The sequence below is a fragment of the Proteus sp. STS61-E genome, assembly GCF_040932335.1.
Lineage (GTDB): Bacteria > Pseudomonadota > Gammaproteobacteria > Enterobacterales > Enterobacteriaceae > Proteus > Proteus mirabilis_B.
In genome coordinates this window covers 97,604-118,765 of the sequence record NZ_JBFQGE010000001.1, presented here as the reverse complement: position 1 = coordinate 118,765, position 21,162 = coordinate 97,604, and the positions used below count along the sequence as shown (strand labels likewise).

The window sequence follows — 21,162 nt, the reverse complement described above, 5'->3', positions numbered from 1 at the left end:
AAAATGGTCTTTTTTTAAGACCATTTTTTATTTATTCATCAAGCTAACAAAGATAATAAACTAATCGATAGAATCTAAGTCATCTTCAATGGCTTTCGCATTAGGATTTTCTTTTACAGTGCCATCTGCTTGGAAATCGTTACGCTGGAAATAAGCTTCACGCATCATTAAGTATGGATCAGATGAGTTTTGTAAAATCGCATCTGAATCGAGCAATTGTGCCCGTGTTTCAATTCCCTCTAATGCCCACTTACCTGCTGACATCCAAAACGTTAAATAACTCAGCATAGGATACGTTAAGTCAGCCCAGTCACCGCCCTCTTCACGGACAGTAAAGCTACCATAGCCCGGTACAACCACATAAGGGCCATAATCCATACCATAATGACCTAACGTGCTACCAAATCGCATTGGGACTTCTTTTTCCATCGTTTCTTTAGACATACCAGCGACATCTATTAAGCCACCCATACCAAAAACGGTATTAATCCAGAAACGACCAAAGTGTTTCGCACCTTTCTCAAAGTCACCACGCAACACACTATTCACCATACTTGCAGGCTCTTCTAAGTTACCTAAAAAGTTAGATAAGCCATTTCTTGCTGGTGGTGGCACATAATCACGCCAAACAACCGCAACAGGGCGTAAGATATAGGGATCTAAAACATAGTAGTTAAAATCAAACATCTGGCGGTTGAACCCTTCCAATGGGTCAGAGCGCCCCTCCCCATTATTAGGGGTACTTGCACATCCTGAAAGTAAGGCGACTGAAAGAGCAACACCGCACAGGCGATACTTCATAATGTTCTCCGCTAATTATCTTATGATGGACAGCATCATAGTTCGCATATTCATAAACTCTACACATAATACTGTCAATGCATGATAAGTGGTACTTTTATTAGGTTTTGATCTTATAAGATAATTCGGTTTTTGTGATTATCTTATTGAGCTGATTTAAAATATTAGCCCAATGCTATGGGCTAATATTTAAATACATGAGGTTATTTAATTATATTCTTTTATCACTAATCGCTCTTCTGAGGCAGGGTACGAAAAATGCTGTGTAATAAAATCAAACTCTACTTCTGTGGTTTTAAATGGGTTCTCATCTAATTGATTACGTAAAGATAATCGTTTTTTACACTCAGCACTTTCTACTTTCAAAACATGGAATAAATAAGGCATCCCTGTATTATCAGCTAATGATTTCAGCCATTGTCGCTGTTTCGGTGTATTCGCCGGAAAATCCATAATAACGGTATTTCCAGCTTTAAGAAGAACTGCAATATGTTCGCTTAATACACTCTTCACTAACTCACTTTTTTCAATATAGTCAGTTACTGTCTTTATTTGATTTGGGTAAAGCCGCGATAGCCATTCATCTTCATTGATTAATACCGTTCTGGGTGATTTAGCAAATGATTTTGCTAAAGTTGATTTACCAGAAGCAATTTTTCCACAGAAAAAATGTAAACGAGCATCAGAAGATGATTTTAATAAATCAGTACCATAAGAGTTATCGATAACACAAAGCCATTGGTCATTGATAAGTTTAAAAACATAAGTGGCTTCTCTTACTGTATTAAACTTTCCTTCATTTGGCATATTTGCACTTAAAAGTGTTTGTGCTAAAACAAGCGCACAATCTTCACCAAAAATAACTTTTACTTTTCCTTGAGAGACTTGTAATGAGTGATTAAAAAATCCAGCGATCGCCATAAATGCTTTTTTTAGTGAAGGCTTACCAGAAACATACAAATCATCTTTAACTACCAACGTGCCATTTTCAGTATAAAAATTCATTAGATACTCAAAATTTTCGTCAGTGATAGCTTGGTCTGCATTTGCAATTAGTTGCGTTAGCGACTGGGTATGTTGATCAACTTCTTCTGGAGTAAACATTTTTTTTCCTTATCTTTGTACCAGATAAGGAGTTTAAAATAAAAAAACCCGCTTATCTGGCGGGTTCATAATACAACCAATCCCCACCACTAAGTGATGGTAATAATAATTGCTGGAGAGGTTGTAAAATATGACATAAAAATAAACCTTATAAATAGACTAAATAAAATCTAGCAGTAATTTATTTTTTAAACAAGAATATATTTTTAAAATCAAAGCAATAAATTAATTAATGTTTAATTTCCCTTTGAATATAAAACTGTTTTATTTAACTGTTATAGATAAATAATTATTTGCTCTTATGTTGGCAGCAACATGATGTTTTCCCAGATAGTTTCGCCTCTTGAATTGGTGGGCAAGGTACTGTTCCATAAGAACAAAATACACAACAGTCTCCTTCAAGGGGTTTTAATAGGGTATGACAATGTGTGCATTCATAAAACCATTGGCAAGCATCCGTTGGCATTATTTCCATTTTTTTCGTATGACAATGCGGGCAAGTGATTTCTGACATCAAGTTAATCTGATTGTTTGACATTTTATTTCCACATAAATTTATAAACATCATCTTTGTTATTTAGCATACGCTATTTCCATTTCTTCAATAGCGTATTAAATCAATAAATTGTTTATTTATCTGTAACTTGCTGATTAAAGACTTGTTGTTTTATTGCGGAAATATTAACTTCTTCTAAGTATTGAACAATATTAGGAAAAAAGAGTTCGTGATAGCCGTACTCTTTTTTTCTTAATTCAGCAATTGCCTGTTCTTTTGTCCAATTCTCAAATATTAGCCGATACATTGCTATAACAGTCCCTGTGCGATCACTGCCATGCCAACAATGCACTAACACAGGATCAGATGTGCTATTTATTTTACGTAATACCTCAATAACGTCCTTATCAGTAATTCTACCCGCATTCATTTTTACATGAAAAGTTTCTAATTGCGTACCTTTTACATCATCACTATCACTATCACTATGATATTCACGTAAGTTAATAATTGTCTTGATACCTTGAGCTTCTAACCATTTCATTTCACCGGGTGTTGGTTGTCCTGAACGATAAACTTTTTCTGAAACTTGATAAAAATTTTCAGGGGGTACAAGCATATCTGTAGGTCTAGAGTTACACCCCATCAGCAGAAAAAAATAAGCAATAAATAAAAACTTTAAATATCGAATATTATTAATTGATTTTATGTCCATATAAAAACCTAAATTTATTCTTGGTTATTGAATGAGGAAGCAAAACAATAGCGATAATAGCGTGAATTGATAAACACTGCTCTAGGAATAATTTCTAAATTTACAGAATTGGGTAATAGATGGCGTTCCCTACAGGAATCGAACCTGTAACTAGCCCTTAGGAGGGGCTTGTTATATCCATTTAACTAAGGGAACATACGTAGGAAAATCAAGTATGACTTGTGGACGGGCTATATTTTACCCCCCTCACTCTCTATTAATCAAGTTTTAACGCACTGATATTGGAAGGAATTTTTTTGTTTCTTTTTTGAACAATCTAATTTGACTTAAAAAGCATCTGATAAATATCATCATCACTGATTATGTTTATTCTTATATATGTCTATTTTATTAAAACTCTTTCAATTTTTTTAAAAACAATTTCGGTGAATATCCCATCTCTTTATTAAACATTGCACTAAAAGCGCTTGGATTTTCATAACCCAATTCTAAAGCAACTTCAGTGACTGAATCGCCTTTCTTTAAAGCGGTTAATGCATACATTAAACACGCTTTTTGACGCCAATCTCGAAAAGAAAGCCCTGTCTCCTTATGAAAAAGGCGAGTAAAAGTACGTAGGCTTTTATTTAATTTTTCAGCCCACATTTTTGGTGTCGTGCGAATATTAGGTTGTGACATAAATTCAGTACACAATTCATCTAATAAAGCATGTTGCGGTAATGGCGTAAAATAAGGTAATGGTTTAGCTTGAGCTAATTCATGACAAAGCAAAGTCAATAATGCGCTATCTCGTCCGCCTAAATCATAAAGTAAAGGAAGTTCATTGGCTGAAAGTAATAGCTGATGAAGCAAAGGAGAAACTTGTAAAACCTCACAATATTCTGAATGGCGAGGAATTTTATTCGGCTCAATATAAAGGCTATAAGTACTACTACCCAACATTAGTACTTGATGTACCTTTTCTGCAGGTATCCACACACCACTGTAAGGTAATACAATCCATTGGCCATCTTCTGTTTTAACTTTCATTACTCCATTAGGAGCATATAAAAATTGCGCTCGTCGGTGATGATGAGCTTCAAGTAATGTGTCATAAGGATAATCAGAGCCTAATGCCAAAATATCGCGAGGAAGATTATCCACATTGTTGATATCGATATTACGCATAATATTTAAATTGTCCTAAATTCGTATAAACTTGTCATTATCGCGTGGGTAAGCCATCACTTTATTCTATATTGTTAATCTCCTGACTCAACAGGAGATTTGAAATGACACTTTGGTTGATTTCTTTTGGTTTAATTTCAGGCATCACAACATGGTTATTTGGCTTTGGCGGTGGCTTTGTCACTGTTCCCTTACTCTATACACTTATTCTGACACTTTGGGGAATAGATAGTTTACCTGCCGAACATGCTATGCAAATCGCAGTTGCTACTTCTGCATTAATTATGTTGTTTTCTGCAACAGTCACAACCATTAAACATCATAAAGCCAAAAGGCTTGATTGGAATATCATGTCCATTCTGTTTATGGGTATCGCTTTTGGCGGGATCTTAGGCGCTCTTCTCGCATTAACAGTTGAAGGTACGTGGATCAAATGGATCTTTATTGGTTACCTTTTTATCACTATTTTAGACTGCTATTTTCGCCCCGGTTTTATGGCTCCTACTCACAATTCAAAAAAAGTAACTAAAGCAAGAGAAACGGTTAATGGCACAGTGATTGGTATTATCGCTGCTTTTCTAGGCGTTGGTGGAAGCGTCATGACAGTACCTTTATTGCGCCGTAGAGGAACACCCATGGCACAATCAGCAGCAATGGCAAATGCATTAACCTTACCTTTAGCTCTCACGGCAACATTTACTTATGTCGCCCTTTCTTTTACGTCACCTTTAAATAATGAATCTGGTTTTATTGGTTATATTTGGCTAAAAGCTGCATTTATTCTGATTTGTAGTACTTGGGTTGGCTTGAAGATCTCTGAACGTTTTTTATCTCGTATTCCTGATAAATGGCACGCAAGAGTTTATCCTCTGTTACTGAGTCTTGTTTTAATTGTCATGTTGTTTTAAATCCTTTCTTCTATATAGAAATAGAAGATACCAAGACAACGAAAAACGAAAAACGAAAAACGAAAAACGAAAAACGAAAAACGAAAAAAACAATAACAACTACACATAAAATGGTGACTTTGAGTATTCAAAAGAGTCGCCATTTTTTTAACATTCACCTCATCTTTTTCCTACGCGCCTTCACTTAACGTTAATGCTATTAAGACACATAAAACAAAAGAACGCCTCTTTTTGACAATCACGATACAGTTCCATAACGATTAATATCATTAATTAATATTTAAACATAATGAACAATAATTTATAAATTGTCTTATGTTTAGTATCAGTCTGATCACGTTTCGATGAATGTTTTTTGTACTAAAAATTACCTGTTTATTTTTCTATTTTATTTGTATTTATCATCAAAATAATAAGTTAGCTATTTTTCATAAGAAGATAATTTAAGAAGAAACTGGATTTTAATAGCATCAAAAGTATTATTTATTCTGATTTTTAAATAACAAATTAATTACAATATAATGTCATTTCGATATATAAATAATTATATATCGATAGGCTTTTTTGTCAAATTTTAATTATTATTAATCATACATTTTAAATACACTTTAATAAAACAGATTAATGACATAAGTCAGTGAATTTAAAAGGACTATCCGCAACTGCTATATACCTTAAAATCCCCTATTCGTTCTCCATATTTTTATAATAGTACTCAATAGAAGAAAATAATTATCATTTAATTTTGTCTATTTTAGTTAATTTATTTAGTGACATTTATTAACTTCTTATTCTCTATTATTTATTATTTACAACTAACCCATCACTTATGGATTAATAAAATGGAGACGCCGTCAAATATTTATTTAACCGTCCGTATATAATATTTAGCTATAAGAAGAAACTGGAGGTTATATGAGTATTAGTCGTCGTTCTTTCATTAAGGGGATGGGGATAGGATGTGTGGGTTGTACCGTGAGTAGTTTACCACCCGGTGCTCTTGCATTTAATCCTGTAGATTCTCTTAAGGGTCAGTCAAAATTAACACCTAGCCTGTGTGAAATGTGTTCTTATCGTTGTCCGATAGAAGCTCAGGTTGTTAACAACAAGACCGTCTTTATCCAAGGAAATAGAAATGCGGAACACCAAAGTAGCCGAGTTTGTGCAAGAGGCGGAAGTGGTGTTAGCCTAGTTAATGATCCAAACCGGATTGTCAAACCCATGAAACACAAAGGCCCTAGAGGTGCTGGCGAATGGGAAGTGATAAGCTGGGAACAAGCTTATAAAGAAATTGCAGAAAAGATGAACACCATAAAACAAAATTATGGTGCAGAAAGTATCTCTTTTTCATCTAAATCAGGTTCACTCTCTTCTCACCTTTTCCATTTAGCAGCCGCATTTGGCTCTCCAAATACGTTTACACACGCAACCACTTGCCCAGCAGGTAAAGCCATTGCCGCATCCGTTATGATGGGTGGTGATCTTGCAATGGATTTAGCGAATGCTAAATATATTCTCTCTTTTGGTCATAACCTTTATGAAGGTATTGAAGTCGCCGAAACACATGAACTGATGACAGCGCAAGAGCGTGGTGCAAAACTCGTCAGTTTTGATCCTCGTTTGTCTGTTGTTTCAAGTAAAGCAGATGAGTGGTTCGCGATCCGCCCTGGTGGGGATTTGCCTGTTCTAATGGCTATGTGCCATATCTTAATTAAAGAAGATCTCTACGATAAAGATTTCGTTGAGAAATTTACTGTTGGTTTACCACAATTAAAAGAAGTTCTACAAGATACAACACCTGAATGGGCTCAAGCACATTCTGATGTTCCAGCTAAAGATATTGTTCGTATTGCTCGTGAGATTGCAGCAAAAGCACCTCACGCACTGATCATGCCTGGTCACCGCGCAACCTTTAATAAAGAAGAAATTAATATGCGCAGAATGATCTTCACCTTCAATGCGTTACTCGGCAACATTGAACGTGAAGGCGGCATGTATCAGAAAAAAGCAGCAGCAAAATACAATAAATTAGCAGGTATTAATGTTGCGCCTGAATTAGCAAAACCTAGCGTTAAAGGGATGCCTGAAATTACCGCAAAACGCATTGATGCCACAGCACCTCAATTTAAATACATCAATAAAGGTGGAGGAATTGTTCAGTCAATTATTGATTCAACATTAGAAGGTGTACCGTATCAAACAAAAGCATGGATTATGTCTCGTCATAACCCATTCCAAACAGTCAGTTGCCGCCCTGAGCTAGAAAAAGCCGCACAAAAATTAGACTTAATTGTTAGTTGTGATGTTTATTTAAGTGAAAGTGCTGCTTATGCCGATTACCTTTTACCTGAATGTACTTATTTAGAACGTGATGAAGAAGTTGCTGACGTTTCAGGTTTAAACCCAGCTTATGCATTACGCCAACAAGTTGTCGAACCTATTGGTGATACTAAACCAAGTTGGTTAATTTGGATGGAATTAGGTAAAGCATTAGGATTAGAAGCCTGTTTCCCTTGGGAAAACATGGGAGTAAGACAGCTTTATCAAGTTAATGGTAGCGAAGAACTTTATAAAGAGATGCATAAAAAAGGCTATATCTCTTATGGTGTTCCACTATTATTACGCGAACCTTCTTATGTAAAAGCCTTTGTTGAGCAATATCCAGATGCAATTAAGCATGTTGATAGCAACAATACAATGGAAAAAGCCCTCTCATTTAAATCACCAAGTGGTTTAATTGAAATCTACTCTGAAGAATTAGAAAGCCGTTTAGAAAACTACGGTATTCCACGCTTCCACAACTTCCCATTAAAAGAAAAAGACGAGCTTTATTTTATCCAAGGTAAAGTCGCCGTTCATACTAATGGTGCAACACAATATGTACCGTTATTAGCTGAATTAATGTGGGAAAACCCTGTTTGGCTTCATCCTGAAACAGCTAAAAACCATGGAATTAAACATGGTGATGAAATCATTCTAGAAAACAGTATAGGCAAAGAAAAAGCACATGCTTTGATAACAGAAGGCATTCGCCCTGACACCGTATTTGTTTATATGGGATCAGGTGCAAAAGCAGGTGCGAGAACAGCAGCGACTACAACAGGCGTTCACTGTGGCAACTTATTACCTCATGAAATTAGTCCTGTATCAGGTACTGATGTGCATACATCAGGTGTCAGAATTAGTCGGGCTTAAGGAAAAAAATAACGATGAACAATAATGATAAACAATTTGTCATGTTACATGATGAGAAGCGTTGTATCGGCTGCCAAGCTTGTACTGTTGCGTGTAAAGTCATCAATGACATTCCTGAAGGATTTAGCCGACTTCAAGTCCAAATTCAAGGCCCTCATGACGACGAAGCGGGTAATCCACATTACCAATTTTTCCGTGTTTCTTGCCAGCATTGTGAAGATGCGCCTTGTGTTTCTGTTTGCCCTACTGGCGCTTCTTTTATTGATGAGAATGGTATCGTTCAGGTGAAAAAAGAGCTGTGTATCGGCTGTGATTACTGTGTTGGTGCTTGCCCTTACCATGTTCGTTATATCAACCCAATGACGCATATCGCAGATAAATGTAACTTCTGTTCTGATACTCGATTAGCTGAGGGTGAGTTACCTGCATGTGTATCAGTATGCCCAACAGATGCGCTTGCTTTTGGTCGTATTGACTCACCTGAAATTCAGGCTTGGATCAAACAAAAATCCGTTTATCAATATCAATTAGATAATGTCGGAAAACCAAGTTTATTCCGTCGTAAAGAAATCCATCAGGGAGATAAAGCATGACTAGTATCTGGGGAGCAGAACTCCATTATACGCCAGATTATTGGCCTGTATGGTTAATGGCAGCCGGTTTATTAATCGTTGCTATGATAGCAGTATTAGTTATTCATGGCCTACTACGCTATGCCCTAGCACCAAAACATTCCGGTCATTATGAAGAAGAACGCGTTTATTTATACTCTAAAGCAATTCGTTTTTGGCACTGGGGTAATGCTTTACTGTTTATCCTATTACTATTGAGTGGATTTTTAGGGCACTTCTCTATCGGTAATGTCACTTCAATGGTGCTATTACATAAGATCTGTGGCTTTGTGCTGATTGCATTTTGGATTGGTTTTATCCTTATCAATCTAACAACCAATAATGGTGTACATTACAAAGTAAGATTTAGTGGGCTAATTGGTCGTTGCATCAAACAAGCTCGCTTTTATCTTTATGGCATAATGAAAGGTGAACCACATCCTTTTGCAGCAACTGAAACTGACAAGTTTAACCCACTTCAACAACTCGCTTACTTAGGTGTGATGTTTGGTTTAGTGCCGCTGTTACTGATTACTGGATTATTATGTTTATATCCTGAAGTACTTGGTCAAGGCTATTGGATGCTAAAAGCACACTTAGTATTAGGGATCGTGGCATTAATGTTTATTTGTGCACACTTCTACTTATGTACACTGGGTGATACTTTTACTCAAACATTCCGCAGTATGATCGATGGTCATCATCGTCACCAAAAACATGATGAGCATAGTTCAGTAGCAGAAAAAACAGAGCATTAATTTCTCAAGCCCCCTTCTGTTACGCTTCATTTCTTGAAATGCCCGCTTAAGCGGGCATTTTTTTGATCTAAATTCAGAAACAATTTCATAATCTTATTATTAGCAAATATATCATTTTATTTACATGTTATTCCGTGTATAGTCGGCGCCCATCCTCGCTATATACAATTTTATACAATGATATACATTGCATTGCATTTGTGATGGGTATCGTTATATAAATTTTTTGATAGCGATGGATTTATATAACTAAAAAATACATTCTAGGAGTCTATCGTGAAGAAATTTATCATTTCGACAATAGCTTGTGCTATAGCACAAACATTCGCTGTATCAGCAAGTGTAGCCGCTGAAAATGCTGAAAAAATCGTCGTTACTGCACAACCAGTGAATAATAGTGAAGCCGGTGCGGGATTTGTTACTCGTGAAGTTGATATGGGGCCATTAGGTGAGAAAAAATGGTTAGATACTCCTTATACAACAAATACTTTTACTCAATCTATGATTGAAAATCAACAAGTCACCAGTGTTGCGGATATCTTAAAATATAATGCCTCTTCTCAAATGCAAGCACGTGGCGGTATGGATGTTGGTCGTCCTCAAAACCGTGGAATGCAGGGCAATGTTGTTGCTAACTCTCGTTTAGATGGTGTGAATATTATTTCTACCACAGCCTTTCCTATCGAAATGCTTGAGCGTGTAGATATTATCAATGGTTTAACTGGTTCACTTTATGGGCCAGCAAGCCCAAGTGGGCAATTCAATTTCACCCAAAAACGTCCAACCTTAAAACGCTTAACATCACTTAATGCAACTTATGTCAATGATAACCAATTTAAAGGCCATCTTGATTTAGGTGGTTTTATTGATGATAACAACACTTTTGGTTATCGCATTAATTTAATGCATGATGAAGGTAAAGGTTATGTCGCAGGTAGCAAAACACGTCGCCAGCTAATCAGTACCGCATTTGATTGGAATATCTCTCCTGATACTGTATTAGAAGTGAATTTTAGTGACTATTGGTTTAAAAAAATGGGTTATCCTGGTGCATTTTCTTATGGACCAAAAGTTACCGCATTACCTGATGCGCCAGATCCAACTAAAGCTGGCTATGGTCAAGCTTTTGCGGGTGTTGATCTTCATACCAGAACGGTAAGTAGCCGACTAAAACATGATTTTAACGAAGATTGGCAAATCAGTGCAGCAATTGGCTATCAAACAGCTGATCGCGGATTCCGTTCTGTTTCTAACCAACTAAGTAATGATGGTAAGCAATTTACACCAACGTTATCAGTACCGACAACTTATGGTCGTTTTACTGTTTTAAGCCATTCTATCAATGTTAATGGTCATGTGATGACTGGCGCACTATCTCATGATTTAATTCTCGCAACTAGCGGTTATCGTTGGGATATTTATGGCGCAAATGGTGATGATCAAAAATTCACATTACCAACTCAAGATATTAATAATCCACATCGTTATGATGATCCTTCGAATGAAGGCTTCTATACAGGCGCTGCTCGTACTAAAAACAGCCGCTCACAAGTTCAATCCATTACTTTAGGTGATACCGTTACCTTTAATCCTCAATGGTCAGTGATGGGATCACTAAGCCAAAACTGGATCAAAGAAACTTCTTATCGTGCTGGTGGTGGGGATCACACCGAAAATGGCTTAAGTCCTGCTATCGCATTAATGTTTAAACCTATTCCTGAAGTGATGACCTATGTTTCTTATGCAGATTCATTAGAAGAAGGAGATTCAGCACCAAACACTGCCGACAACAAAAATGAAGTGCTAAAACCTTATCGTAGCGAACAATGGGAAATGGGGGTTAAATCGCAAATTGGCGATCTTAATTTAAATGCGGCTATTTTCCAATTAGAGCGCCCTTTTGCCTATGTGGGTAACGACAATATCTTTAAAGAACAAGGTAAACAACGTAACCGTGGGTTAGAGCTTATCGCTAACGGAAAGGTCACTGATGAGCTTTTCGTTTTTAGTAGCATGACTTGGTTAGATCCTACTTTAACCAACACCGGCAATGCTCAAACACAAGATAAAGATGTTGTAGGTGTACCAAAATACCAAGCTAATTTATTAGCTGAATACCATTACCCTACTTTGCCAAATGTTATCTATAGCGCCAATGTTCACTACACAGGTAAACGTGCAGCAAATACCACTAACACAATGTGGGCAAAAGCCTATACCACACTCGATCTGGGCGCTCGTTATCAAACACAATATTGGGATAAGAAAACCACTTTCCGCCTCAATTTAGATAACGTGACTAATGAACATTACTGGGCATCTATTTTCTCTGGTAACCAAAATGGTGCTATTGGTGGTGCAAATGCTTTCTTAGGTACGCCTCGCCAAGTTTCTGCTTCTGTAAGCATTGAACTCTAAGAGGAAAACGAAATGTATAAAGGTTTTTTCAAAACCCTGTGCATTGCATTACTGGGAGCTTCGGCTCTCAGTATCTCCTTTAATGCACAGGCGCAAAGAGTTGTTCAATATTATCAGAATCAATCCATTACTGTTCCTGATTCACCAGAAAGAGTCGCCACGAGTTGGAATGCTCAAAATGCGATACTTGCTATGCTTGGTGCTGGAGATAAAATTGTTTCCACAACCGATTTAGTCAAAACTATTCCCTTTTTTACCGAGATTGTTCCTGCTATAAAAACGGCTTCAATTTCTAGTAAAGGTAATAATGACACACTGAATATCGAAACATTAATTGTTAGCCAGCCTCAAATCTTTTTTGCAACAGGGAAGCTATCTGATGCACAAATGACGGCACTAGAAAATGCGGGGATCAGTGTTGCATTATTAAAGTCAGGTTCAATGGATGCATTGCTAGAAAGAACGTTGATCACTGGTGAGATTTTAGGTTCAAGTAGTCACCAATTAGCAAAAGATTATTTAGCTTACTTTCAGCGTAATAAAGCACTTGTAAAAAGTGCGGTAAGCGAGATAAGCGCCAATAAACCAATGAAGGTCTATCATGCTTTTGGTTCGCCATTAAGAACATCTGGCGCACCTTCGTTAAATCATGATTGGATAGCGCTTGCTGGCGGTGTAAACGTGGCAGAACATTGGTTTGATAATGTGCCAAGCCGAGCTGGTGATGTTTCCTTAGAGCAAGTTATTCATGCCAATCCTGATGTCATTGTCACTATGTATGCAAGAGACACTGAAATCATTAAGAATGCACCTGAATGGCAATCTATCACTGCCGTGCGTGAAGGCCGAGTTTACACAAACCCTAAAGGCCTATTTTGGTGGTGCCGTGAAACCACAGAGGAAGCCTTACAATTTTTATGGTTAGCGACTGTTTTATATCCAGAACAAACAAAGCATATTGATATCTCCAAAGAGACTGAACAGTTCTATAAAACATTTTTTAATATCAACCTCACCGAACAGCAGCTCAAACACATTCTTAAACCTCTCAAAGACTAATTGTTACTGCCTCTTCATATTCACGATGAAGAGGCAACAATAACCCATCCTAATATGATATTAACTATCATTATCCATAGATAGTCATTTAATGATAAATACTTAGTTTTTGATCTGATAACGTATTTTCACCAATGCGCACATTTTGCCTTTATCATATTAAAATTCACTCTTTTCGAATTTATTGGTGTGAAACGCATAAATTATACGTTTAATAGCTTTAGAAATGTTATCAGGAGGTAAAATCGTGGTAGGTAATATAAGAAGTAATTTTATGAATAGCTTATTATAAACAAGTATTAATTAGCTATTTTTTTCTCATACAAATAAATATGAGAATATATTTCTACAAACCTGAAAGCCTCAGCTCATTTGCAATACAATTATTCTTTTTTTTGTAAAAATTAAAAATTCTCATTCTCTATAAACGTAAAATGCCCTAATAAGGGCATTGATTTCATATAGAGGCTTTATTTCATCTATTAAGAAAATTCTTATTATTAACTAATTAAAGAGAAATACTATATATAAGAATTATCTTACTCAATTTAGTTATTCTAAAATGAGTTACTTTCTAATTTAAAAATATTATTAGAAGATCGAAAGAGCCTTGCTATCGAAATGAGCTGGAATATGTTGTTCATTACGCTCAGTTTCTTGAGTCATTCCACCGGTTACTTCTTCAAAGAAGCTACCGATATTAACGCCTAGTACTTCAAGTACTCTAACTAAACAATCAATATCAATACGGTTTACACCACGCTCATAACGGAATAACTGTTGTTCACTAATATCAATCTCTTTTGCTAACTGAAATACAGTATAACCTTGAGATTTTCTTAATGACTTAATTTTTTGTCCAACTGCATAAGCGACTGGATACTTGCTACTCATAATATTGTTCTCGCTTTTCACTTTGATTGATATCTAATTTATAATGGTGTGCTACTATGCAATAATATGTAAAATTATATATTATCGAGGACACCTTTTTGTTTTAATAAAATATTATTTTTAGTAGATAAGAAATATTACAATTCATAACATGACTTATCATATGTAAATAATATACTACGCATTTAAACACTTTCAACTAGTCAAAAAAAGATAGTGCAAGCACAATGATTTACTCATACTAGTAAACAATACCTAGGATAATGGTATATATCCTTTATTTTCATATAGTTAAAATATTTTACTTATAAAATCACGCTTTTTTTTTCTTAAACTTTACTCATTAATTAGAATTATCATCTAGTACAAGCATAATTTAAAGTGTGATTGTTTGAATTGTGTAAAAATAAATCAACTTATGTCAGTCTAATTTATTTAAAATAATAAATTAACCTCATAAAGATGACGATTTTCTTATTTTTATTAAATAGCTTAAGCAATATCAATGAAATCTGATGAGTTTACAAACAAGACAATATTATGCTTTTATATCAATGCCTTACATTAGTTACACTAGGAAATAGATATAAATCACATTTTAAACATTTGTTAATTAATTTATATAAGCATAAACCCTTACTCTTTCAACTAAATATATTTCAAAATCTACAATTCTTTATTACTCTCGAATAAATAAATAATAGATTTAATTACTCATTTTTTTTGAATTTTTATTAATGAATAACTTATTTTAATTTTCAATTAGATTAAAAATCTTCTTTATGAAATAGAGAAAAAGTAAGTATTAATATAAATATTTTTGTTTTATCAGTAGGTTATTTGAAAGTTAAGCTTATCATCATAAAAACCGTTCTTTTTATGACCACATAATACTATTCTTTCTTTTTCACTCAAATACGCGCATTTGGCACATTGTAAAAATAGAGTAATCATCACATCTTAAGTTAAATTCATAAGGGAATGAACTGTTAAATACCAATTTTAGTATGATCTAATTTTGTTAAAAAAAACAAAAATTAATCTTTTTACGTCCTAAGTAATTACACCTATTCTATATAAGAGTTATTCTTAGGCGAAAATAAACATTAATATTTTTATATAATTTATATTCCTGCTAAATACACAATTTTCTCCATTTTTCGTAAAAAATGAAATTAACCACTTCAGGACAAATCAATTACTGATGAAATAAGTGCTTTTTGCTTTATATCATTTACTATCCAGCTCATTATGATGTAAAGATTGATAAATATCAAATTTTAAAATTAGTTTAATTTAAATCAAACAGTTACGTAAAACACCTTGCTCTGTTACCACTTCAAAAAAGAAGTAGAAAGAAGATGAAACATCATTATATTTAATCTTTATTCTTACTAGCACTAACCAATGATTTATAAAAAGTAAGAAATATTAACTATAAAGCTCTATTTTTATCTTTTAATCTTCAGTATTTTTTCTTAAAAAAATGAGTGCCATATATTTTTCAATGCTAACTTAAAATATTCTAACTTACTCATTTTATGAGAGATATTGCTCATGAAAAATTAACAAATAATTTATCACAGCGCATCTAAGGTTATTTAATTTTATTAATAAACTGAAAATACCTACATCTACCCCCAAAAGGAGTAGATCTTTCTTTTTCAATTAGAGTAATTTTTTTAATATTTTCAGATCAAAATTTGAACTTTGCTCAAAAATAAATGCATACTTTCTACTGAGCACAATCCCTCATCCAAAATGATTGGCTTAACAATAGAAGAACCATCTCTTTTTTAAGTAGCTCTCTTTAAATGATAAAAATATGACAAGATGTAAAAAAGCGTAATAAAGAAACTGGCTTATGAACCCTCTTCACAGAAAACACAATGCAATAACAAGTTAAAACAGCCTTAGAAACTAAGAGCTCCAAAGGAACAAGATAATTAGCTAAGTATTTATTATCTTGAGGATAAATAGGTGATGCAGGTACGAGGGGCTAGGAAAGCATGTCTATAAGGGTATGTAGCTATAAGTGAAGCAATGAGGAACATGATAGAAAGTAGACACAGGGAAAAGATTAAGACTCAGAGAATGCGACTAAACGGCAATAATGCAGGTATTAGAAAACAAGTAACTATTATTAATTCTTTTAGAAAGATGTTAGGGAAGTAAAGAAGAAGGTATAACGAAGAGATAAAGAAGTGGTGGGCGGTATTGGGCTCGAACCAACGACCTCCTCCTTGTAAGGGAGATGCTCTACCAACTGAGCTAACCGCCCGCTTTATTATTAAATGGTGGGTCGTGGGCGATTCGAACGCCCGACCAATTGATTAAAAGTCAACTGCTCTACCGACTGAGCTAACGACCCATTTAATAATTTTGCGTAAATCTGTAAGTAGCTTTGTGAATGGTGGGTCGTGGGCGATTCGAACGCCCGACCAATTGATTAAAAGTCAACTGCTCTACCGACTGAGCTAACGACCCGTCACAATGTTCACTACTTTATGTTGTATTTTTAGGAATGGTGGGTCGTGGGCGATTCGAACGCCCGACCAATTGATTAAAAGTCAACTGCTCTACCGACTGAGCTAACGACCCATACCTAAATGTGTGATATTGCGCGAAATAACCGGATGAAGTGGTGGGCGGTATTGGGCTCGAACCAACGACCTCCTCCTTGTAAGGGAGATGCTCTACCAACTGAGCTAACCGCCCACTTCATGATGACTAAATTCTCACTACCACGCTTTAATGTAATTGGTGGGCGGTATTGGGCTCGAACCAACGACCTCCTCCTTGTAAGGGAGATGCTCTACCAACTGAGCTAACCGCCCAATTACACTAAATCATACAACTTATCACAACGAAAAATAATGGTGGGCGGTATTGGGCTCGAACCAACGACCTCCTCCTTGTAAGGGAGATGCTCTACCAACTGAGCTAACCGCCCGTCGTGATGGGGTGCATTATAGGGATACTGCGCTATGAGTCAACGATTTTTATCAGTTTTTTATCGCGAAAATGATCGTTCGTTTTATTTTTAGTCAAGATGCTTTTTTTAGCACCATAAGTGACACAGCAATTAACCAAAGTAATCCCACAGATACTCTTCGTCAAACAAAAAATCATCAATTTGAAAATTTTATCTCTGTTAAAAGCTTAATGGCATTGAGGAATTAGCATCCAGTGATAAAATAAGGCAACCATTTCGTTTTTTTGATAATCACGATTACTTATCTATATATAAGTAAGACGTACAAAGGCAATCCCAATGAGTAAAATAAAAACCCGTTTTGCACCAAGTCCTACTGGCTATCTACATGTTGGTGGTGCGCGTACCGCACTTTATTCCTGGTTATATAGCCGTCACAATAAGGGCGAATTTGTACTGCGTATAGAAGACACCGATTTAGAGCGTTCTACACAGCCAGCCATCGATGCAATCATGGACGGTATGAATTGGTTAAATCTGAATTGGGATGAAGGTCCTTATTATCAGACTAAACGCTTCGATCGCTATAACCAGGTGATTGATCAAATGTTATCTGCGGGTACTGCATACCGTTGCTATTGTTCTAAAGAGCGTTTAGAGCAACTGCGCGAAGATCAAATGGCGAAAGGTGAAAAACCTCGTTACGATGGTTGTTGCCGTGGTGGTAACCATAATCACAGTGCTGATGAACCTCATGTTGTGCGTTTCTTAAACCCACAAGAAGGTTCTGTCATTTTTGATGACAAAATTCGTGGCCCAATTGAATTTAGTAACCAAGAACTTGACGATCTGATTATTCGTCGTACTGATGGTTCTCCAACTTATAACTTCTGTGTTGTTATTGATGACTGGGATATGGAAATCACACACGTTATTCGTGGTGAAGATCATATCAACAACACACCTCGCCAAATCAATATTCTCAAAGCATTAGGCGCACCAGTGCCTGAATATGCTCACGTATCAATGATTTTAGGCGATGATGGTAAAAAACTCTCTAAACGTTATAACGCAGTCAGCGTAATGCAATATCGTGATGACGGCTATTTACCAGAAGCACTATTAAACTACTTAGTGCGTTTAGGCTGGTCTCACGGTGACCAAGAGATCTTTACTATTGATGAAATGATTGAGCACTTCACTTTAGAAGCTATCAGTAAATCAGCAAGTGCATTTAATACTGATAAACTGCTTTGGTTAAACCATCACTACATCAATACACTGCCAGCAGAGAAAGTGGCTGTTCATTTAGATTGGCATATCAAGCAACAAAATATTGATACCAGTAATGGTCCATCATTAGTTGAGCTGATCAAATTATTAGGCGAACGTTGCAAAACATTAAAAGAGATGGCTGAAAGTTGCCATTACTTCTATGTTGATTTCGAAACCTTTGAAGAAACGGCAGCGAAAAAACATTTACGTCCAGTTGCTCGTCAACCATTAGAAGTCGTTCGCGATAAATTATCAGCAATTACAGAGTGGACAGCTGAAAATGTTCACCAAGCAATTCAAGATACTGCTGACGAATTAGAAGTGGGAATGGGTAAAGTAGGTATGCCATTACGTGTTGCTGTAACAGGCGCAGGTCAATCTCCTGGCTTAGATGTTACCGTTCACGCTATTGGTAAAACGCGTAGCGTTGCTCGCATTAATAAAGCATTAGACTTTATTACTGAAAGAGAAAACCAAGCTTAATTTACTTATTAATCTTGCTTATTGAGAAAGATACATTCCTAAAGTAGGGAATGTATCTTTTTTTTGTACTCTTTTTCAGCAATCAATAAATAATGTGAGATTAACTGATTGACAGTATTGTGCTTGTTGCCTATTATCAAGCCCGTTCCAGTATGTTGGGGCTATAGCTCAGTTGGGAGAGCGCTTGCATGGCATGCAAGAGGTCAGCGGTTCGATCCCGCTTAGCTCCACCAATATACTTCTAGAACAATCCAATATGTGGGGTTATAGCTCAGTTGGGAGAGCGCTTGCATGGCATGCAAGAGGTCAACGGTTCGATCCCGTTTAGCTCCACCAGAATTTTAAGATCCTGAAGAGAAATCTTCGGGATTTTTTGTTTTCTACGCCCCTTTATTTATTTCTATTGCGCAGTGTAACCCCCATCAATGGCATAAAATGCCCCTGTTGAGAAATTGCTCCCATCTGAAAGTAAAAATGCGACCGTTTTAGCGATTTCAAGACAAAATTTGTCGGAATTTATGCGGGGATTAAAATCTTTAGGATGTATTGCACAGTATCGTTCTGAAAAAGACAAGCGTGAGCTTATTACCCATTTAACTGATGAGGGTCACGCTTTTTTGGCAAGAGTGGCATTAGGACGAAAACAGAATGCTGAAAAAATAAGTGAATGCTTAACGCTCGGAGAGCAAACATTATTTATTGAATTAAGTCAGAAAATCATTAATGCATTAACACCTGAAAAATCAGGTATGGATAATGATTAACATCACCGCTTTAATGGTTTTAATAGCCCTTCTAGACCTTCAATTTTAATAGCTAGGGTCATCTCCATGAGTTGACCAAGCTTACCTTCAGGAAACTCGCCTTTCTTTGCAAACCACAATAAATACTCTTCAGGTAAATCAACCAGCATACGCCCTTTGTACTTGCCAAATGGCATTTGTGTGTTTGCTATATCGATAAGGTGCTGTTTCTCTAACATGTTCTCTACCACGTCGTCATTGAAGGGATAAAACCGATTATAAGGTAATTTAAAGATAAAAAAAGCAGTACCCGAAGGTACTGCTTCATTTTCTGTCACTTGATTGACAAGTGACTCTGTTTACATTGTTATTTTATTCACATGCTATCTGTTTTATCTTCAGAGATTAAACAAACAGACCTGCGATAGCTGCTGATAAGAAGCTAACTAATGTAGAACCGAACAGTAATTTCAGACCGAAACGAGAAACAACGTTACCTTGTACTTCGTTTAGACCTTTAATCGCACCTGCAACAATCCCGATTGAAGAGAAGTTAGCAAATGAAACTAAGAATACAGATAAGATACCTACAGAGCGCGGTGAAATTTCCGCAGCGATATCTTGTAAGCTACCCATTGCAACAAATTCGTTAGACACTAATTTAGTTGCCATAACACTACCAACACGTAATGCATCTTGCTCTGGCACACCAATTACCCATGCTAATGGATAGAAAACGTAACCTAAGCAATCTTGGAAGCTAATACCGAAAATCATGCTGAAAATCGCATTCACTGCAGCGATTAATGCAATGAAACCAATCAGCATTGCAGCAACGATTAATGCAACTTTGAAACCTGCTAAGATGTATTCACCTAACATTTCAAAGAAGCTTTGACCTTCATGCAGATTACCCATTTGGATCTCTTCTTCATTTTCAACAGAGTATGGGTTAATCACAGAAAGGACGATAAAGGTACTGAACATATTCAGTACTAGAGCAGCAACAACGTATTTTGGATCTAACATTGTCATGTATGCACCAACAATCGACATTGATACTGTCGACATTGCTGTTGCAGCCATGGTGTACATACGACGCTGAGACATTTTGCCTAATACATCTTTATAGGCAATAAAGTTCTCTGATTGACCAAGAACTAGTGAGCTCACTGCGTTGAATGATTCCAGTTTCCCCATACCGTTCACTTTAGAAAGCACAGTACCGATAATGCGGATCACGAAAGGTAATACTTTGATATGTTGAAGAATACCAATTAATGCAGAAATAAAGATAATTGGACATAAGACATTCAGGAAGAAGAATGCTAAACCACCTTTCATCATGCCACCGAATACGAATTCAGTACCTTGTGCGGCATAACCTAATAAGTGATCAAATAATCCAGCGAAGCCACGAACAAAGCCTTCACCAACATCAGAGTTGAGGAAGAACCATGCTAATGCGATTTCAATAACTAATAACTGCACGATATAACGCAGACGGATACCTTTGCGATTGTTACTCGCAACGAATGCTAATGCGCCAATAACGGCGAGTGCTAAAACGAAGTGAATGATAGAGGACATGCATGCTCCA

At 36.1% G+C, this 21,162-nt stretch carries 16 protein-coding genes, 10 tRNA genes and 1 pseudogene; 10 read left to right on the top strand and 17 right to left on the bottom strand.

Going from position 1 to position 21,162, the window contains the following annotated elements:
* Positions 1 to 60 precede the first annotated feature (60 nt).
* The 6 genes from mlaA to AB4J89_RS00580 all read right to left on the bottom strand — a co-directional run bounded on the left by mlaA (position 61) and on the right by AB4J89_RS00580 (position 4,283).
* Positions 61 to 801, bottom strand: coding sequence for a phospholipid-binding lipoprotein MlaA (gene mlaA / locus AB4J89_RS00605; protein WP_075670556.1), 741 nt, complete (start codon positions 799 to 801; stop codon positions 61 to 63).
* Positions 802 to 1,008: 207 nt separating this feature from the next.
* The gene (locus AB4J89_RS00600) at positions 1,009 to 1,905 is read right to left on the bottom strand and encodes an AAA family ATPase (RefSeq protein WP_368467741.1); all 897 of its coding nucleotides are present in this window, start codon (positions 1,903 to 1,905) and stop codon (positions 1,009 to 1,011) included.
* Between the two features lie 289 nt (positions 1,906 to 2,194).
* Complete coding sequence (locus AB4J89_RS00595; RefSeq protein ID WP_088495087.1) at positions 2,195 to 2,443, bottom strand: GDCCVxC domain-containing (seleno)protein; 249 nt, start codon at positions 2,441 to 2,443, stop codon at positions 2,195 to 2,197.
* 91 nt (positions 2,444 to 2,534) lie between these two features.
* Complete coding sequence (locus tag AB4J89_RS00590; RefSeq protein ID WP_368467739.1) at positions 2,535 to 3,020, bottom strand: dual specificity protein phosphatase family protein; 486 nt, start codon at positions 3,018 to 3,020, stop codon at positions 2,535 to 2,537.
* Between the two features lie 216 nt (positions 3,021 to 3,236).
* A tRNA-Arg gene (locus tag AB4J89_RS00585) sits at positions 3,237 to 3,311 on the bottom strand.
* Positions 3,312 to 3,506: 195 nt separating this feature from the next.
* Positions 3,507 to 4,283 carry a helix-turn-helix domain-containing protein gene (locus AB4J89_RS00580; protein WP_088495085.1) on the bottom strand — a complete coding sequence of 259 codons (777 nt, stop codon included), beginning with the start codon at positions 4,281 to 4,283 and terminating at the stop codon, positions 3,507 to 3,509.
* Between the two features lie 104 nt (positions 4,284 to 4,387).
* On the opposite strand from AB4J89_RS00580, the gene AB4J89_RS00575 reads away from it, so the two are divergent.
* The 6 genes from AB4J89_RS00575 (at position 4,388) to AB4J89_RS00550 (ending at position 13,232) form a co-directional block, all read left to right on the top strand.
* The gene (locus tag AB4J89_RS00575) at positions 4,388 to 5,191 is read left to right on the top strand and encodes a sulfite exporter TauE/SafE family protein (protein ID WP_088495084.1); all 804 of its coding nucleotides are present in this window, start codon (positions 4,388 to 4,390) and stop codon (positions 5,189 to 5,191) included.
* A 915-nt stretch (positions 5,192 to 6,106) separates the two neighbouring features.
* Positions 6,107 to 8,386 carry a thiosulfate reductase PhsA gene (gene phsA, locus AB4J89_RS00570; protein ID WP_368467736.1) on the top strand — a complete coding sequence of 760 codons (2,280 nt, stop codon included), beginning with the start codon at positions 6,107 to 6,109 and terminating at the stop codon, positions 8,384 to 8,386.
* Positions 8,387 to 8,400: 14 nt separating this feature from the next.
* The gene (locus AB4J89_RS00565; protein WP_023581663.1) at positions 8,401 to 8,979 is read left to right on the top strand and encodes a 4Fe-4S dicluster domain-containing protein; all 579 of its coding nucleotides are present in this window, start codon (positions 8,401 to 8,403) and stop codon (positions 8,977 to 8,979) included.
* Positions 8,976 to 9,755, top strand: coding sequence for a thiosulfate reductase cytochrome B subunit (phsC, locus tag AB4J89_RS00560; RefSeq protein WP_088495082.1), 780 nt, complete (start codon positions 8,976 to 8,978; stop codon positions 9,753 to 9,755). Before AB4J89_RS00565 ends, phsC begins: the two co-directional genes overlap by 4 nt.
* A gap of 276 nt (positions 9,756 to 10,031) precedes the next feature.
* Entirely contained in the window at positions 10,032 to 12,173 is a 2,142-nt protein-coding gene (locus tag AB4J89_RS00555) for a TonB-dependent siderophore receptor (protein ID WP_227718988.1), read from the top strand.
* Between the two features lie 12 nt (positions 12,174 to 12,185).
* Positions 12,186 to 13,232, top strand: coding sequence for an ABC transporter substrate-binding protein (locus AB4J89_RS00550; RefSeq protein ID WP_088495081.1), 1,047 nt, complete (start codon positions 12,186 to 12,188; stop codon positions 13,230 to 13,232).
* A 591-nt stretch (positions 13,233 to 13,823) separates the two neighbouring features.
* On the opposite strand, the gene AB4J89_RS00545 is transcribed toward AB4J89_RS00550, so the two are convergent.
* The 8 genes from AB4J89_RS00545 to AB4J89_RS00510 form a co-directional block, all read right to left on the bottom strand.
* Positions 13,824 to 14,126 (bottom strand): helix-turn-helix domain-containing protein, encoded by a 303-nt coding sequence (locus tag AB4J89_RS00545; protein ID WP_088495080.1) that lies wholly within the window; start codon positions 14,124 to 14,126, stop codon positions 13,824 to 13,826.
* Between the two features lie 2,205 nt (positions 14,127 to 16,331).
* Positions 16,332 to 16,407, bottom strand: a tRNA-Val gene (locus tag AB4J89_RS00540).
* A gap of 14 nt (positions 16,408 to 16,421) precedes the next feature.
* Positions 16,422 to 16,497, bottom strand: a tRNA-Lys gene (locus tag AB4J89_RS00535).
* 40 nt (positions 16,498 to 16,537) lie between these two features.
* Positions 16,538 to 16,613, bottom strand: a tRNA-Lys gene (locus tag AB4J89_RS00530).
* A gap of 38 nt (positions 16,614 to 16,651) precedes the next feature.
* Positions 16,652 to 16,727 (bottom strand) — tRNA-Lys (locus AB4J89_RS00525).
* Between the two features lie 41 nt (positions 16,728 to 16,768).
* Positions 16,769 to 16,844 (bottom strand) — tRNA-Val (locus tag AB4J89_RS00520).
* Between the two features lie 43 nt (positions 16,845 to 16,887).
* A tRNA-Val gene (locus AB4J89_RS00515) sits at positions 16,888 to 16,963 on the bottom strand.
* Positions 16,964 to 17,003: 40 nt separating this feature from the next.
* Positions 17,004 to 17,079, bottom strand: a tRNA-Val gene (locus AB4J89_RS00510).
* A gap of 321 nt (positions 17,080 to 17,400) precedes the next feature.
* Here AB4J89_RS00510 and gltX point away from each other — a divergent pair.
* From gltX to AB4J89_RS00495, 3 genes are all read left to right on the top strand, one after another.
* Positions 17,401 to 18,819 carry a glutamate--tRNA ligase gene (gltX, locus tag AB4J89_RS00505; RefSeq protein ID WP_088495079.1) on the top strand — a complete coding sequence of 473 codons (1,419 nt, stop codon included), beginning with the start codon at positions 17,401 to 17,403 and terminating at the stop codon, positions 18,817 to 18,819.
* Positions 18,820 to 18,976: 157 nt separating this feature from the next.
* Positions 18,977 to 19,052 (top strand) — tRNA-Ala (locus AB4J89_RS00500).
* 27 nt (positions 19,053 to 19,079) lie between these two features.
* Positions 19,080 to 19,155, top strand: a tRNA-Ala gene (locus AB4J89_RS00495).
* Between the two features lie 64 nt (positions 19,156 to 19,219).
* On the opposite strand, the pseudogene AB4J89_RS00490 reads toward AB4J89_RS00495, so the two are convergent.
* Positions 19,220 to 19,315 (bottom strand): annotated as a pseudogene (locus AB4J89_RS00490) (SDR family oxidoreductase); the annotation flags it as partial.
* A 22-nt stretch (positions 19,316 to 19,337) separates the two neighbouring features.
* Here AB4J89_RS00490 and AB4J89_RS00485 point away from each other — a divergent pair.
* Complete coding sequence (locus AB4J89_RS00485) at positions 19,338 to 19,583, top strand: hypothetical protein (protein WP_227719053.1); 246 nt, start codon at positions 19,338 to 19,340, stop codon at positions 19,581 to 19,583.
* Positions 19,584 to 19,585: 2 nt separating this feature from the next.
* Here AB4J89_RS00485 and AB4J89_RS00480 read toward each other — a convergent pair whose 3' ends face one another.
* Together AB4J89_RS00480 and AB4J89_RS00475 are read right to left on the bottom strand one after the other, a co-directional pair.
* Positions 19,586 to 19,801 (bottom strand): DUF3820 family protein, encoded by a 216-nt coding sequence (locus tag AB4J89_RS00480; RefSeq protein ID WP_023581656.1) that lies wholly within the window; start codon positions 19,799 to 19,801, stop codon positions 19,586 to 19,588.
* A gap of 166 nt (positions 19,802 to 19,967) precedes the next feature.
* Positions 19,968 to 21,152 (bottom strand): NupC/NupG family nucleoside CNT transporter, encoded by a 1,185-nt coding sequence (locus tag AB4J89_RS00475; RefSeq protein WP_069367879.1) that lies wholly within the window; start codon positions 21,150 to 21,152, stop codon positions 19,968 to 19,970.
* Positions 21,153 to 21,162: the final 10 nt, after the last annotated feature.